General features: G+C 42.8%; 14 protein-coding genes and 1 pseudogene. 6 read left to right on the top strand and 9 right to left on the bottom strand.

Going from position 1 to position 13101, the window contains the following annotated elements:
- Positions 1-69: 69 nt before the first annotated feature.
- Together N0824_RS17995 and accA are read right to left on the bottom strand one after the other, a co-directional pair.
- Positions 70-663 (bottom strand): IS607 family transposase, encoded by a 594-nt coding sequence (locus tag N0824_RS17995; RefSeq protein WP_108937740.1) that lies wholly within the window; start codon positions 661-663, stop codon positions 70-72.
- Positions 664-928: 265 nt separating this feature from the next.
- Positions 929-1918 (bottom strand): acetyl-CoA carboxylase carboxyl transferase subunit alpha, encoded by a 990-nt coding sequence (gene accA / locus N0824_RS17990; RefSeq protein ID WP_108937739.1) that lies wholly within the window; start codon positions 1916-1918, stop codon positions 929-931.
- Between the two features lie 194 nt (positions 1919-2112).
- Between accA and N0824_RS17985 the strand changes: the two genes are divergently transcribed.
- Positions 2113-3015, top strand: coding sequence for a hypothetical protein (locus N0824_RS17985; RefSeq protein WP_199224932.1), 903 nt, complete (start codon positions 2113-2115; stop codon positions 3013-3015).
- 89 nt (positions 3016-3104) lie between these two features.
- Here N0824_RS17985 and N0824_RS17980 read toward each other — a convergent pair whose 3' ends face one another.
- Positions 3105-3677, bottom strand: coding sequence for a DUF2808 domain-containing protein (locus N0824_RS17980; protein ID WP_108937738.1), 573 nt, complete (start codon positions 3675-3677; stop codon positions 3105-3107).
- Positions 3678-3863: 186 nt separating this feature from the next.
- On the opposite strand from N0824_RS17980, the gene recF reads away from it, so the two are divergent.
- Positions 3864-4991, top strand: a complete 1128-nt coding sequence (gene recF / locus N0824_RS17975; RefSeq protein ID WP_108937737.1) for a DNA replication/repair protein RecF — start codon at positions 3864-3866, stop codon at positions 4989-4991.
- Between the two features lie 98 nt (positions 4992-5089).
- Here recF and rpiA read toward each other — a convergent pair whose 3' ends face one another.
- Both rpiA and N0824_RS17965 read right to left on the bottom strand, forming a co-directional pair.
- Positions 5090-5800 carry a ribose-5-phosphate isomerase RpiA gene (rpiA, locus tag N0824_RS17970; protein ID WP_008198690.1) on the bottom strand — a complete coding sequence of 237 codons (711 nt, stop codon included), beginning with the start codon at positions 5798-5800 and terminating at the stop codon, positions 5090-5092.
- Positions 5801-5872: 72 nt separating this feature from the next.
- Positions 5873-6400: an RNA-binding protein gene (locus N0824_RS17965; protein WP_108937736.1), complete on the bottom strand. Its 528-nt coding sequence runs from the start codon at positions 6398-6400 to the stop codon at positions 5873-5875.
- Between the two features lie 576 nt (positions 6401-6976).
- On the opposite strand from N0824_RS17965, the gene N0824_RS17960 reads away from it, so the two are divergent.
- Together N0824_RS17960 and N0824_RS17955 are read left to right on the top strand one after the other, a co-directional pair.
- Positions 6977-7177, top strand: a complete 201-nt coding sequence (locus N0824_RS17960) for an NblA/ycf18 family protein (RefSeq protein WP_002739006.1) — start codon at positions 6977-6979, stop codon at positions 7175-7177.
- Between the two features lie 133 nt (positions 7178-7310).
- Positions 7311-7571, top strand: a pseudogene (locus N0824_RS17955) (universal stress protein); the annotation flags it as partial.
- A 441-nt stretch (positions 7572-8012) separates the two neighbouring features.
- Here N0824_RS17955 and arsC read toward each other — a convergent pair.
- The 4 genes from arsC to N0824_RS17935 all read right to left on the bottom strand — a co-directional run bounded on the left by arsC (position 8013) and on the right by N0824_RS17935 (position 10746).
- Entirely contained in the window at positions 8013-8456 is a 444-nt protein-coding gene (gene arsC, locus N0824_RS17950) for an arsenate reductase, glutathione/glutaredoxin type (RefSeq protein ID WP_108937735.1), read from the bottom strand.
- 23 nt (positions 8457-8479) lie between these two features.
- Positions 8480-9127 (bottom strand): arsenical resistance protein ArsH, encoded by a 648-nt coding sequence (arsH, locus tag N0824_RS17945; protein ID WP_108937734.1) that lies wholly within the window; start codon positions 9125-9127, stop codon positions 8480-8482.
- Positions 9128-9136: 9 nt separating this feature from the next.
- Positions 9137-10282 (bottom strand): ACR3 family arsenite efflux transporter, encoded by a 1146-nt coding sequence (gene arsB, locus N0824_RS17940; protein WP_002780507.1) that lies wholly within the window; start codon positions 10280-10282, stop codon positions 9137-9139.
- 125 nt (positions 10283-10407) lie between these two features.
- A complete protein-coding gene (locus N0824_RS17935; protein ID WP_002780506.1) occupies positions 10408-10746 on the bottom strand; it encodes a helix-turn-helix transcriptional regulator in 339 nt (112 codons plus the stop codon).
- Positions 10747-10921: 175 nt separating this feature from the next.
- Between N0824_RS17935 and psb30 the strand changes: the two genes are divergently transcribed.
- Complete coding sequence (gene psb30, locus N0824_RS17930; RefSeq protein ID WP_002736367.1) at positions 10922-11041, top strand: photosystem II reaction center protein Ycf12/Psb30; 120 nt, start codon at positions 10922-10924, stop codon at positions 11039-11041.
- A gap of 347 nt (positions 11042-11388) precedes the next feature.
- Positions 11389-12945 carry a pitrilysin family protein gene (locus N0824_RS17925; protein ID WP_108937733.1) on the top strand — a complete coding sequence of 519 codons (1557 nt, stop codon included), beginning with the start codon at positions 11389-11391 and terminating at the stop codon, positions 12943-12945.
- Positions 12946-13101: the final 156 nt, after the last annotated feature.

Below are 13101 nucleotides of genomic sequence, written 5' to 3'. Positions count from 1 at the left end.
GCACAATTATACAGATTCTTCGATAAAAATCCTAATTTATCAATGACTGAATAATTTTTGTGATTAAATTTAATTAGATGTTTTTGAACTAATTTCATCATTCTCCTCAAGGCATTTAATTAAACATTCTGTCTTTCTATTTCGTCGTCTTAATGAGTATAATCGAGCGCAAAATGAGGTAATTATGCTCACGAAGTCTTGCCTTAAATCGTCTTTTCTTTCTTCTGCTAGATTCACGACCTCTAGATCTCTATTTGTTTGAGTTAAAAGAACTTTCAGATAATTAAACCCTACTCTGCTTAAACGATCTTTATGTTCTACGACAATCAAATTATAATCAGTTTGTTCTAGAAGTTTTAATAATAGCTTTCGATGATCATTGACTCCACTTCCTACTTCTTTAACTACTCGAACAATTTGATAGCCTTTCGCAATACAATAAGCTTCCAATCTTTTTGCCTGAGTCTCTAAGTTAGATTGATTTTCTGAACTAGAAACTCGCCCATAAATAGCTACTTTATTTTCACCGCAAAAACGGTCATCTTCAAAAATAATAATTGTTCCTGTAGGAAGACGTTCTCCTTGTAACTGCCCTCGATTCCACATTCTCCAAGCAGTGTCATAACTGATCCCTTTTTTCTTAGCATAATCTGATAGTTTCATGTGAACTGCAACGTAAACTTGTACTAACCATATTAGCAGTTGTTTGCAGTCATTTGCATATATTTTTTACAAAACTTTACAATACTAAATCTGGTTATTAAAGACTGATTATTTATTCCCCTTTTTGCATGAGTCCATGAGCAGAAAACGGGTTTCTCCGAGAAACCCGTTTTCTGTGCGTTACTCAGAGCGTTTTTTCAGTGAGCAGTAAACAGTAATCAGTAAACTGAAAACTCACATCTGATAACTGCTCACTGCTCACTGATTAAGCTGTAGCTTCTAAAAATACGCCTAAATTGCGGAATTTTTGATAACGAGATTCGCGCCGTTGTTGGGGTGTTAATAAAGATAAAGCCTCTAAATTTTCACTAATAGCGGCTTTTAAATTGGCTGCCGCTTTAATCGGATCAGCATGGGCCCCTCTGGAGGGTTCAGGAACGACCTGATCGATAATATTTAACTCTTTTAAATCTTTTGAGGTAATTTTGAGGGCCACTGCTGCTTTATCGGATTTTTTGGCATCTTTCCAGAGAATGGCGGCACAAGCTTCGGGAGTCGCCACGGTATAGACAGAATGCTCTAACATTAACAGGCGATCGCCGACACCAATGCCCAAAGCACCGCCGGAACCACCTTCGCCAATAACAGTACAAATAATCGGCACATCTAAACGGAACATTTCCCGAAGATTATAGGCGATCGCTTCCCCTTGACCTAATTTTTCCGCTTCTACCCCCGCCCAGGCGCCGGGGGTGTCAATAAAGGTTAAAATTGGCTGATTAAACTGATGGGCGTGTTCCATTAAACGCATGGCTTTACGATAACCACCGGGGGCAGCCATGCCGAAATTTCTAGCCACATTATCCTTAGTATCCCGGCCTTTTTGATGCCCGATAATCACCACGGGACGACCGTTAAAACGAGCAACACCCCCCACAAGAGCGGGATCGTCGTAACCACCGCGATCCCCGTGCAACTCGAACCATTCATCGGTGATTGCCTGAATATAGTCTAGGGTACTGGGGCGCCGGGGATGACGAGCTAATTGTAGCCGTTGGGAAGGGGTGAGATTGCTAAAAATTTCACGACGTAATTGATTAGCTCGTTCGTCTAGTTGACTAATTTGTTCCGAGACATCTACGCTATTTTCTTGGGCTAATTCTTTAATTTGTTCGATGCGGGATTCTAATTCGTAGAGGGGTTTCTCAAAATCTAGGAGAAAAATCTTTTTCTCGGTAGTCTCGTTTTTGGTCATAGGTTAGTGGCTAGAAGTTTACTGTTCGCTAATCTTTTCTAGCTTACCGTTTTTCAGCGATCGATTATCGGCAGCTTCGGGATGACTGGGAGATAATTCAGCAATTCTAAATTTAAGAATTGACAAGCATTTCAGCGATCAGGAAGAAAGTATTGGGAGAATGGGTTCTAGAGATTAGTCGGAAAAATAAGCCAATGATAGAAGTGATAGGGATGGCCACACTGTTGGGATATTTACAGGGGAGCATCGCTAAAATGAAAGACCCGCGAAAACCCAGTCCCAATAAACAATACAGCATCTTTGATGTTGTCCTGAGTGCATTCGGAGTCTTTTTCATGCAGTGCGAGTCATTTCTGGAGTATCAAAGGCAACTAAACAGTCGAAAAGGGCGTGATAACACTCAAACATTGTTTGGTGTGAACAAGATACCCACAGACAATCAAATTCGCAACATTTTGGACAAAATCAAGACTAGTGCGTTGTTTGAGGTGTTCGTTTCAGTTTATCGTCTGCTGAAAAGCAAAGGATTGCTCAAACCTTATGAAGTACTGGGAGGGCAATTATTAATCCCCTTAGATGGAACAGAATATTTCTCCTCCCAATGTCTTCACTGTGAGCAATGTTCTCATTGGACGCATAAAAACGGGACAGTGACTTACTTCCACACTGCTATCTTACCCGTAATTGTGTCGCCCAACAGCGATCAGGTGATTAGCCTTGACCCAGAATTTATTACTCCTCAAGATGGACAAGAAAAGCAAGACTGCGAGGTATCTGCGGCCAAACGTTGGATTAAAAGACATACCGACTTATTTTCTCAGGGGGCAGTAACGTTGTTAGGGGATGATCTCTACAGTCGTCAACCGATGTGCGAATTAGCTATCGAGCAAGGCTTTCACTACATTTTTGTCTGCTCACCCGAATCTCATGGCACTTTGTATGAGTGGTGGGATTATCTTCAGGCTAATCGGGAGGTTCAGTCTTTTGGCGTTGTCAGATCAGAACAGGAAAGATGCAATGCAATCCTTGCTATCAAAGTAATTTCAGTTCCGGTGCTGATTCGGAGCATTTTTCAATTTGACAACGCCAGTTTTTAAGTGGGCAGTATTAAATAGAGGTTTCCTACTGTCTTTTTACTGCTCACTGATTACTGCTCACTGATTGCTGTTTTTAGACGCAGAATAGCCTACCAGCGATCGCCAGCATCGTAAATTGTTAAACGTCCGGCCCCTAGATATAATCCGGGAGAATTTTCCCCGGGGGGATAAGCAGTAATTCCAAACTGATAGACACCACCATAATCGGGATTTTGTACTGGTTTCAGACCGATAGAAACGGTATTACCGGGGGGGACAGGAGGATCAAAAATGACCGTAATCGTCTGAGTATTGGGGTCAAAAGTGGTGGATTTTAGGGTTAATTTTTCTCCTCGCTGATTGCGATCGCCAAGAAAAGCAAAAGTTTGATCAATAAGAAAAGCAATAGTTTGAATATTAGGTTGCTGTTGTATGGTTACTTTGCCCAAGGGTGCCCCGAGAGACGGCGGCAGAGCGATGGTAAGATAGTATTTTGCTCCCCAAGCACGCACGGATTGGAAAGTAGCGAAGAAATTAACCAGAGTGGGAGAACTCTCAAAAAATATTCTGCCGTCGGGAAATTGTCCTGCGAGAGAGACAGAAGCATCAAAAGCGAGTATAGCAATCAAAGCCAGCTTATACAGACTTTCAATCTGTTTTAAAGGCAAAAAAGGAATTTTCAAAGTAAAAGCTACTATAAAATATTGATTGTCAAGGGCAATTATAGCAAATTCACTTAACCCCAAACCTCTGCCATTATCAGTTATCAGTGATCAGCTTTTTTCTCCCCACACCCCACACCCCACACCCCACACCCCAATTCATAATTCATAATTTATAATTCATAATTCCCCAACCCCCAACTTGCAATGTATCTCGAACACCTGCACCTTCACAGTTTTAGAAATTATGCCGAACAGTTGCTAAAATTCGAGTCCAAAAAAACAATATTATTGGGCAATAATGCTCAGGGAAAATCCAATTTACTGGAAGCGATCGAACTTTTGGCCACTCTCAAGAGCCATCGAGTTAGCAAGGATCGGGATCTGGTGCTAGAATCGGACTCGGAGGCGAGAATTTTTGCTAGGGTTAATCGTCTTTATGGGGCATCAGAATTAAGTTTAATTCTCCGTTCTTCCGGTCGTCGCACCGTGATCCGTGATCGTCAACCCCTGCGCCGTCATCTCGATTTTTTGGGCGTGATTAATGCGGTACAATTTTCTAGTCTCGATCTGGATTTAGTGCGCGGTGGTCCAGAAGCTCGCCGAGATTGGTTAGATACTTTATTAATTCAATTAGAACCCCTATACGTTCATATTTTACAGCAATATAATCAGGTTTTACGACAAAGAAATGCTCTCCTAAAAGAGATTCGTAAACAGGAATTAGATGGAAAAGTTTATGGGGATTTATCCCAACTAAAACTCTGGGATTTACAACTGGCAGAAACCGGTTCAAGAGTAACAAGAAGAAGGGCACGAGTCCTGCAAAGATTAATTCCTTTAGCCCAAAAATGGCACGAAAGTATTAGCGGAAAAACTGAATATCTAGAATTACAATATATTCCCAATGTGCCTTGGGTAGAAGATGATGTCAATGGGGTACAAAGGGCTTTTTTAGATAAGATTGAAACCCGTCGTTTGGCAGAGAAACAACTAGGGACATCGGTAGTCGGCCCCCACCGGGATGAAGTGGATTTTTTAATTAACCAAAACCCCGCTAAATCCTACGGTTCCCAAGGACAACAAAGAACTTTAGTTTTAGCCTTGAAATTAGCGGAATTACAGTTACTAGAGCAGATTATCGGAGAACCTCCCCTACTACTCCTCGATGATGTTTTAGCCGAATTAGATATCGAACGACAAAATCAATTATTAGATGCGATCGAAGACCGTTTTCAAACCTTAATTACCACCACTCATCTCAGTTCTTTTGAGTCTCGCTGGTTGCAATCTTCCCAGATATTTTCTGTCAAAAAGGGACATATTTTTTATTAGCCTATAGTCTCTCTTTGTTTTGCTCTTTGTCTGTATATACCCATAATAACAAAACAGGCCTGCGGCCTGTTTGACTATTAGATTAAGAATAATTAATCCTACCTAATCTCGCGGACTACCGGCTTACCGTCGATAATTTCACCGACGAGAATCAGATCAGCAACCCCGACAAATAAACCATTTTCTAAAACCCCCGGCATATTATTAATAGTTCTTTCCAAATCAGCCGGATCATCGATACTATCAAATTTAACATCGATAACTAAATTGCCTTGATCTGTCACCACGGGGCCAGCTTTTTTCACTCCCATGCGCAGGGAAGGTTTACCACCGAGGGCCTCTAATTTCAGCATCACTGGAGTCATGGCCATGGGTAACACTTCCACCGGCAAAAGAAAAGTCGAGCCCAACTTATCCACCAGCTTATTGCCATCCACCACCACAACGAAAATATCGGCGAGACTATCGACAATTTTCTCCTGAGTATGGGCAGCACCGCCGCCTTTAATCAGATTTTTCTGGGGATCCACCTCATCGGCCCCATCGATAGCGATATCCATCTTGGCGATGACATCGAGGGTAGTGAGGGGAATTCCGTACTTCCTAGCCAAAACTTGCGCTTGAAAAGAAGTGGGAACCCCGACAATATTGCTGATTTCCCCGCTTTGCAGTCTAGCGCCCAAATATTCGATCGCGTAGGCCGTCGTTGAACCAGTTCCCAATCCCACGACTGAATTAGATTGAACTAGATTAGCGGCGGCCTTACCGACCTCCTGTTTCATGATAATGATCGGATCGATTGCTGTCATGATGCACATTCCTAAAAGCGATGTTTTGAACCTCTTAGTTATCGGCTATCCCTTGCCCTCTTGTCAATGCAATTAGGGATTAGTGGCCTGAGCTGCTAACATTTCCTTGAGTTTAGCCAATTCATTGGCCCAACGGGGATCTGGCTGTAAAGCGTCACCATCGCTGGTAACTTTCGGGGCATTATTGCTACCCCGTTCAGCCTTGCGTTTTTTGCCGCCGCCGCTGCCGCCACTGGATTTGCGCGGTGCTGCCGTCGTCGGTTTCGGAGTCGGTCTTTCGACTTTTTCCGGGGTTTCTACGCTGGCCTCCGTGCCTTCTGCTTCTTCTCCTTCTTCTTTACCTCCCTTGCTGCGGGGGAGAGCCTTCTCGATTTTGATCGGGTTTTCCATGAAGGATTGGCCGTTGTATTTTTCGATAAACTGGTCAGCTAGTTCATCGCTAGGGACGGTAACGAAGGCAAAACCGCGACATTTGCCAGTTTTGCGATCTTTGATGACTTTAGTGGTGATCGTATCCCCTTCATCGGCAAAAAGCGCCTGTAATTTTTCGCGCTCGACGGATTCTTTGGGCAAATTACCAACGTATAGACGAATGGACATGATGGATTCCTCCAAGTATAGGGTGATGTAAAAACTTGTGCGACATTCCGTGCCTGTATGCTGATTTTTTTAAGGCAAACAGAGCTAAGGAGGATGTTTCCCAGCGATAAGCTTGTAGTTTCTGCACGATAGCGGCTGTGGCCGTCAATTTCGACTATCCTTAACGATTTCAACGAGAGGGACGGAATCTAGGGGTTACGTTTTTAGCTTTTAACAGGCCTAATCATTCAACTTACCCGATTTATGTCGCTCTCTTCGATTATTACAGAATGTTTACACAATTTGTCAAATATTTTCTCTCGCTCCGGGCTGCCATGGAAAAAAATAAGTATAACTACTTAAGTATTTGTTCACAGTAAGCAAAATTTTATTAAAACTCTTGCTAAATGTATCATTATATGCTTCTTTCCTTTTGGCGGCGGGGTATCCTAGCTAACAGGAGGAAAAAAGCAAAACCCTCTTTACAGGTACATTGACACTTTGTCAAGTATTTGTTACATTAGTTAAAGAAAAGAGGTGATACCGATCACCCATCTCGCTTGTTATCAACCACTGTCTTCATCGAGGAGGAACACCATGTCTCAACCGATCGAACTTTCCTTAGAACAACAGTTCAACATTCGTTCTTTTCAGACTCAGGTAGAAAAAATGAGTCAGGAGCAAGCGCAGGATTTCCTGATCAAGCTCTACGAACAAATGATGGTCAGAGAAAATATGTACAAAGCTTTTCTCAAACACCAGTGGGGTCTAGATTCTAATCCCTGGGCCCCCCAGTAACTCATTTCACCCCTGCGGGCGACCTCTTTCTCCGGCTGGGTTTCTGCGGAAACGAGCTAGGGATGCGGGGCGCATTTCTTCACCTTTTTAGCTATTCTTAGGGAAGGATAACCGAATTGCTAGGGGTTAATTTATGTTCGAGCGCGCTTTGATCTGTACAGATCTTTTCGATGGTCTCCATCGTCTTGTCCATTGTGTGCCACACTTAGCCCTGAGCGGCTTAAAACAAGTTATCTTCCTCCACAGTATTCCGATTTGGGAACAACCCACCCTAGCTGCCGTAGATCAAGCAAAAATTGATGCGGCCAAAGAAAAATTATTCGGTAGTACCAGTTTAGCGATCGCAGGTATGACCGATATTTCGCTGCTGATTTTCCAGCCGCAATTATTATCTAATTGAACCTTAGTTTAGCTGGATTAAATCTAGCCTAGCAGACGCTTTTTCTCAGGTTATCCCAGAAGGTTTGAGGATAAACCACAGAGACACAAAGGACACAGAGAGCAAGACAGATTTGATCGGTAAAATCTATCACACAAACGACAAGAGAGCCGAAATTTTTTTGGGGAAAATTAACTTAAGTAAGTAGTTATAATTAAATTAAAGATAGGTTTTGCCTCCGATCCCCACTGCCCCCCTAGGGTTGATTCATAGTAGGGTTGATTCATGAATCAACCCTACCTTGCCCCCTTTGATAAGGAGGGTGTCTGACAACTTTTAACACCTATAGCAATTCCCATAGTTGTGAGGTACAGAGTCTTAGGTTTTGAGGAGTCAGGAGTCAGGAGTCAGGAGTCAGGATTCGGGATTCAGGATTCAGGAGTCAGGATTCGGGATTCAGGAGTTAAGATTTTGGTGTACCTCATGAGATTGGGAAACGCTATATCTACTTAACTGCTCGATTAATCCGATAACTTTAGCCTTAATTTCATCGCGAACTCGGCGAAAAGTTTCGATGGGTTGACCATCGGGATCATCAATTAACCAATCCTCGAAAATTTCCTGTAAAATCCATCCTTCCGGCAGATTGACACCGCAACCACATAGGGAGATAACGGCATCGTAATCTTCGGGATTAAAATCCCTAATTGATTTGGAAGTTTGGTCAGTAATATCGATACCAATTTCCCCCATAACTTCGATTGCTCCGGGGTGAACTTTGGCCGCTTCTAATCCAGAACTGGTGACAGCAATTTTACCCGCGCCTAAAGTTTTAGCGAAACCTTCGGCGATTTGGGAACGACAGGAATTTTTTCTACAGGCAAACATGACTTTTTTCATGATTTTAACTCCTAGAAATTGATTTAATTAATAGCTTTATGGGCAATTGTGGCTATTTCTTGGGCGGCTTTTTCCTTCCTTTCACTATAGCGATCGGTCAGATAATCTACCTGATCCCGCAGGAGAATGGTAAACTTATAAAGTTCCTCCATCACATCAATAACTCGATCTCGATAGGGGGAATCTTTCATCGTGCCATCCTCGTGAAACTCTTGATAAGCTTTAGCCACCGAAGATTGATTAGGAATAGTAAACATTCGCATCCAACGACCAAGAATTCGCAGAGTGTTAACCGCGTTAAAAGATTGGGAACCTCCGCTTACTTGCATGACTGCTAAAGTGCGGCCTTGGGTAGGTCTAACCGCACCAATACTCAAGGGAATCCAATCAATTTGGTTTTTGATAATGCCGCTAATATTGCCGTGAAGTTCGGGAGATGACCAGACTTGACCCTCAGACCATTGACTTAATTCTCGTAATTCTTGCACCTTGGCATGAGTATCGGGAACACTGCCATAAATCGGCAATTCACGGGGATCAAAAAAGCGCACTTCTGCCCCATATTCAGTGATAATTCTGGCCGCTTCTTCTGCTAATAAACGACTGTAGGAACGTTCGCGTAAAGAGCCATACAGAAAAAGAATTCTCGGTTTGTGAGTCGATTGGATCATGGTGAATAATTATTTGTAAGAACTCAAGCAACGAGGATCGAGAAGGGTGGCTTTTTCTGGATCTCTGGGAAACCAAAAGGCGGTTTTTTTACAGAATTCTACCAACATTAACATCACAGGTACTTCAATCAATACCCCCACTACTGTCGCTAAAGCGGCCCCCGAATTCAATCCGAATAACATCACCGCAGTGGCGATCGCTACCTCAAAATGATTACTAGCACCAATTAAAGCAGCGGGAGCGGCATCTTCGTAAACTAAATTGAGTTTGAGAGCGGCCACATAACTAAGTAAAAAAATCAGATTAGTTTGAATAAAGAGGGGAATAGCAATCAGGAAAATATGCAGGGGATTACTAACAATTAAATCGCCTTTGAAAGCAAAGAGGAGGATTAAGGTTAACAATAGGGCAGTGATTGCCACAGGACTGAGATAGTGAAGAAAACGCGATTCAAACCAGGCCCGTCCTTTATGTTTAAAAATCCAGTGACGGCTATAGATACCAGCAATAAGCGGTAAACCAACGTAGATTAACACAGAAAAAACAATGGTCTGCCAAGGGACTACAAAATTATTAGCTGCCAGTAACCATTTACCTAGAGGAGCGTAGAGAAAAAGCATCGCTAGGGAATTGACTGCTACCATAATTAGGGTATGACCCTGGTTACTGTAGGAAAGATAGCCCCACATCAAGACCATGGCCGTACAGGGAGCAATTCCTAGTAAAATAGCTCCAGCAGTGTAGGAACTAGCTAAACTTACCGTCTGTCCTCGGATAATCTCCGTTTGACTCAACCAAGGCAGAAACAGCCAGCCGAGAAAAAATTGAGCCAGCGCCACCATGGTAAAGGGTTTGATCAGCCAATTAACCACTAAAGTTAAAATAACTGGTTTGGGAGTACGGGCAGCCCGAAGAGCTTGAGAAAAGTCGATCTTAACCATGATCGGATACATCATGAAGAAAAGACAGATGGCGATCGGAATAGAAACGTTATAGATACTCATGGCATCTAAAGTCCGCGCTACGTCCGGAAATAACCGACCGAGGGCAATTCCCGCCAAAATACAGAAAATAACCCAAAGGGTAAGATATTTTTCAAAAACACTAAGGCTACCACCAGCTTTGGCGGCTTTAGGATTGATTTGATTAGTCATCGCACAAAGGTGGAAAGGGAATAATGGGAGATTGGGCAACCCACCTTTATTATTTCAAAAAAAGTTGATATGTCAAGGGTAAAAGCTAGTTATAAAGCTTTAATATTTCTAAAAATCTTGATTGGTTACTGATTTTCCTCGCAGAAACGAGCGGGGACGAGGGAACTAAAACGACGATATTCCGATAGATATTCTTCTAGGAGAAGAAATTGAGATAGATTCAGGCTGTAGTAGATCCAACGACCCTCTTGACGACTGCGGACTAAATTGGCTTCTTTTAGCGTTTTTAGGTGAAAAGATAATTTAGATTGGGCGATATCGAGATGGTCGCGCAATTCACAGACGCATAATTCCTGATGTCGCAACAGTTGCAAAATTTGCAGCCGTAGGGGGTCAGAGAGTGCCTGAAAACCAGTGTAAATTTGGGTTAACGAGTCGGGAGATGTGGTCAGAGAGTTGAACATTGAGATGGTCCCTCGGTGGGAAGGAAATAGGAAAGCGGGAAAATTCAGAATTGCAACAAAACTTTATGTATTTTTGTATCGAATCAGGAAAACCGGCGAATCATCCCCTGTATGATAGACAATGGTTTTGACCAGATTAGCCTTTAAAATCATTGTAGACAGGTTAGGAGACATCATGGAATTATTTGCGGCTCTCAATTTAGAACCCATTTTTCAACTCACCTTCGTGGCGCTAATCATGTTAGCTGGCCCCTTTGTCATTTTCCTACTAGCTTTTCGTGGTGGCGACCTATAAAAACTGCCTCCCCCCATTGTTATTCGTGCTTTTTTGAAATCTCTCCTCTTTAAGGAGAGATTTTTTGTCTAAAAGTCAGGAGATAGGAGTCGGGAGTCAGGAGATAGGAGTCAGGAGTCAGGAGTCAGGAGTCAGGAGATTGCTTTCATTTATTCTCCCCTCTTGCCGCTCCCTTATCTCGACTCCCAACTCATAATTTATAATTCATAATTCTCACACCCCACTTCCCAATTCATAATTCATAATTCATAATTCATAATTCCCACTCCCCCTCTCCTAACAATCGACTGCTAAGATCGAACAGAGCGATCGATCTCTCGCTGCCACGATACCTGATAAAACTATCTATGATCATTAAAAATAACCCCCATTATCGGGCTGTAATCGGCTTTTGGGTCGCTTTTCTTGTGTTTTGGAGTTTTGGGAGTTTCTCACCCCTTCTTGCCCAAGCAAAAGAGCAACCAGCCGATGTACAATCGATTACCCCCTACCTTAAGCAATTTCAACAAAAAATTACCGAATTTCGCCTCGATAACGGACTAAAATTTATTATCCTAGAAAATCGCGATGCCCCGGTTATTTCCTTTGTCACCTACGCGGATGTGGGAGGTGCCGATGAACCGGACGGTAAAACAGGAGTTGCCCACTTTTTGGAACATTTAGCCTTTAAAGGCACAAAAACCATTGGTACTACCGATTATCTTAGCGAGAAAAAAGTCCTCGATCGCCTTGAAGCTATAGACAAAGAACTGCAAGCGGCCAAAAAAGCGGGTAAAAGCGCAGAAGTGGCTAAATTAACGGAAGAATTTCAAAAAACTAAGGCAGAGTCCGAGAAATTCGTCCAACGCAACGAATACGGGCAAATCGTCGAAACTCAGGGGGGAGTCGGTTTAAATGCCACCACTTCCACCGATGCAACTAGCTATTTTTACAGTTTCCCGTCGAATAAATTAGAATTGTGGATGTCTTTGGAATCGGAACGATTTTTAGAACCGGTGTTCCAACGGGAATTTTATAAAGAAAAAGACGTAATTCTAGAAGAAAGACGGATGCGGACGGATAATAGCCCCTTGGGTCTATTAATCGAAGCTTTTCTCGATCAAGCTTATACTGTCCATCCCTACAAACGTCCCGTTATCGGCTACGATCGAGATATTCGCAATCTGGAACCCTCAGATATCCAAAACTTTTTCGATAAATTTTATCCTGCCAGTAATTTAACCATAGCTATCGCCGGGGATGTGGACCCAGAACAGGTCAAACAGTTAGCTAAGGTTTATTTTGGTCGTTTTCCCGCTAAACCGAAACCCCCACAGGTGACGGTAGTGGAACCGGACCAAACCAAAACCAAGGAAATTACCCTAAAATTAGCCTCGCAGCCTTGGTATTTAGAAGGATACCATCGTCCCGCTCTCAATCATCCCGATCATGCGGTTTACGAGGTTATCGCCACTTTAATGAGTGAAGGAAGAACTTCGCGACTGTATAAAGCTTTAGTGGAGGACAAACAACTTGCCCTCGCTGCCCAGGGATTTAACGGCTTTCCGGGAGATAAATACCCGAATTTGCTGTTATTCTATGCTCTGAGCGCTCCTAATGTCAGTGTAGAGGAAGTAGCGCAGGGTTTGAATTTGGAGTTGGAAAGATTGAAAAATGAACCGGTTTCGGAACAGGAATTAGAACGGGTTAAAAATCAACTACGGGCAGCCCTATTAAGAGGTCTTGATTCTAACATGGGCATGGCGCGATCCTTGATTGAATACGAGGTAAAAACCGGCGATTGGCGTAATTTATTCGCCCAATTAGATGCTTATAATGCTGTCACGGCAGCTGATATTCAACGGGTGGCTAAAGAAACTTTTACCTCCGAAAATCGCACTATTGGCCGAATTTTACCGAAATAGAGAGATGGGGAAATAGGCGATTTTTCAGTGAGCGGTATTAAGTGAGCATGATTAAATGGCAGTTTTCTCCTGTCTTTTCACTGATTACTGTTTACCGATCCTTGAAAAAACCTACCTTCTCTCCTCCCCAGTGCAGTCTTAACAAGTAATTTAGAT

The organism is Microcystis sp. 0824, assembly GCF_003112475.1.
GTDB classification, from domain to species: Bacteria; Cyanobacteriota; Cyanobacteriia; order Cyanobacteriales; family Microcystaceae; genus Microcystis; species Microcystis aeruginosa_C.
The sequence above is the reverse complement of the archived record's forward strand: the minus strand, read 5'-3'. Positions and strand labels throughout refer to the sequence as shown.

Coding starts and splice junctions, on each gene's coding strand:
- N0824_RS17985 (WP_199224932.1), top strand. CDS start 2,113: ATGATAGAAGTGATAGGGATGGCCACACTGTTGGGATATTTACAGGGG.
- arsC (WP_108937735.1), bottom strand. CDS start 8,456: ATGAAAAAAGTCATGTTTGCCTGTAGAAAAAATTCCTGTCGTTCCCAA.
- N0824_RS17960 (WP_002739006.1), top strand. CDS start 6,977: ATGTCTCAACCGATCGAACTTTCCTTAGAACAACAGTTCAACATTCGT.
- N0824_RS17935 (WP_002780506.1), bottom strand. CDS start 10,746: ATGTTCAACTCTCTGACCACATCTCCCGACTCGTTAACCCAAATTTAC.
- arsH (WP_108937734.1), bottom strand. CDS start 9,127: ATGATCCAATCGACTCACAAACCGAGAATTCTTTTTCTGTATGGCTCT.
- arsB (WP_002780507.1), bottom strand. CDS start 10,282: ATGACTAATCAAATCAATCCTAAAGCCGCCAAAGCTGGTGGTAGCCTT.
- accA (WP_108937739.1), bottom strand. CDS start 1,918: ATGACCAAAAACGAGACTACCGAGAAAAAGATTTTTCTCCTAGATTTT.
- N0824_RS17995 (WP_108937740.1), bottom strand. CDS start 663: ATGAAACTATCAGATTATGCTAAGAAAAAAGGGATCAGTTATGACACT.
- psb30 (WP_002736367.1), top strand. CDS start 10,922: ATGGAATTATTTGCGGCTCTCAATTTAGAACCCATTTTTCAACTCACC.
- N0824_RS17925 (WP_108937733.1), top strand. CDS start 11,389: ATGATCATTAAAAATAACCCCCATTATCGGGCTGTAATCGGCTTTTGG.
- N0824_RS17965 (WP_108937736.1), bottom strand. CDS start 6,400: ATGTCCATTCGTCTATACGTTGGTAATTTGCCCAAAGAATCCGTCGAG.
- rpiA (WP_008198690.1), bottom strand. CDS start 5,800: ATGACAGCAATCGATCCGATCATTATCATGAAACAGGAGGTCGGTAAG.
- recF (WP_108937737.1), top strand. CDS start 3,864: ATGTATCTCGAACACCTGCACCTTCACAGTTTTAGAAATTATGCCGAA.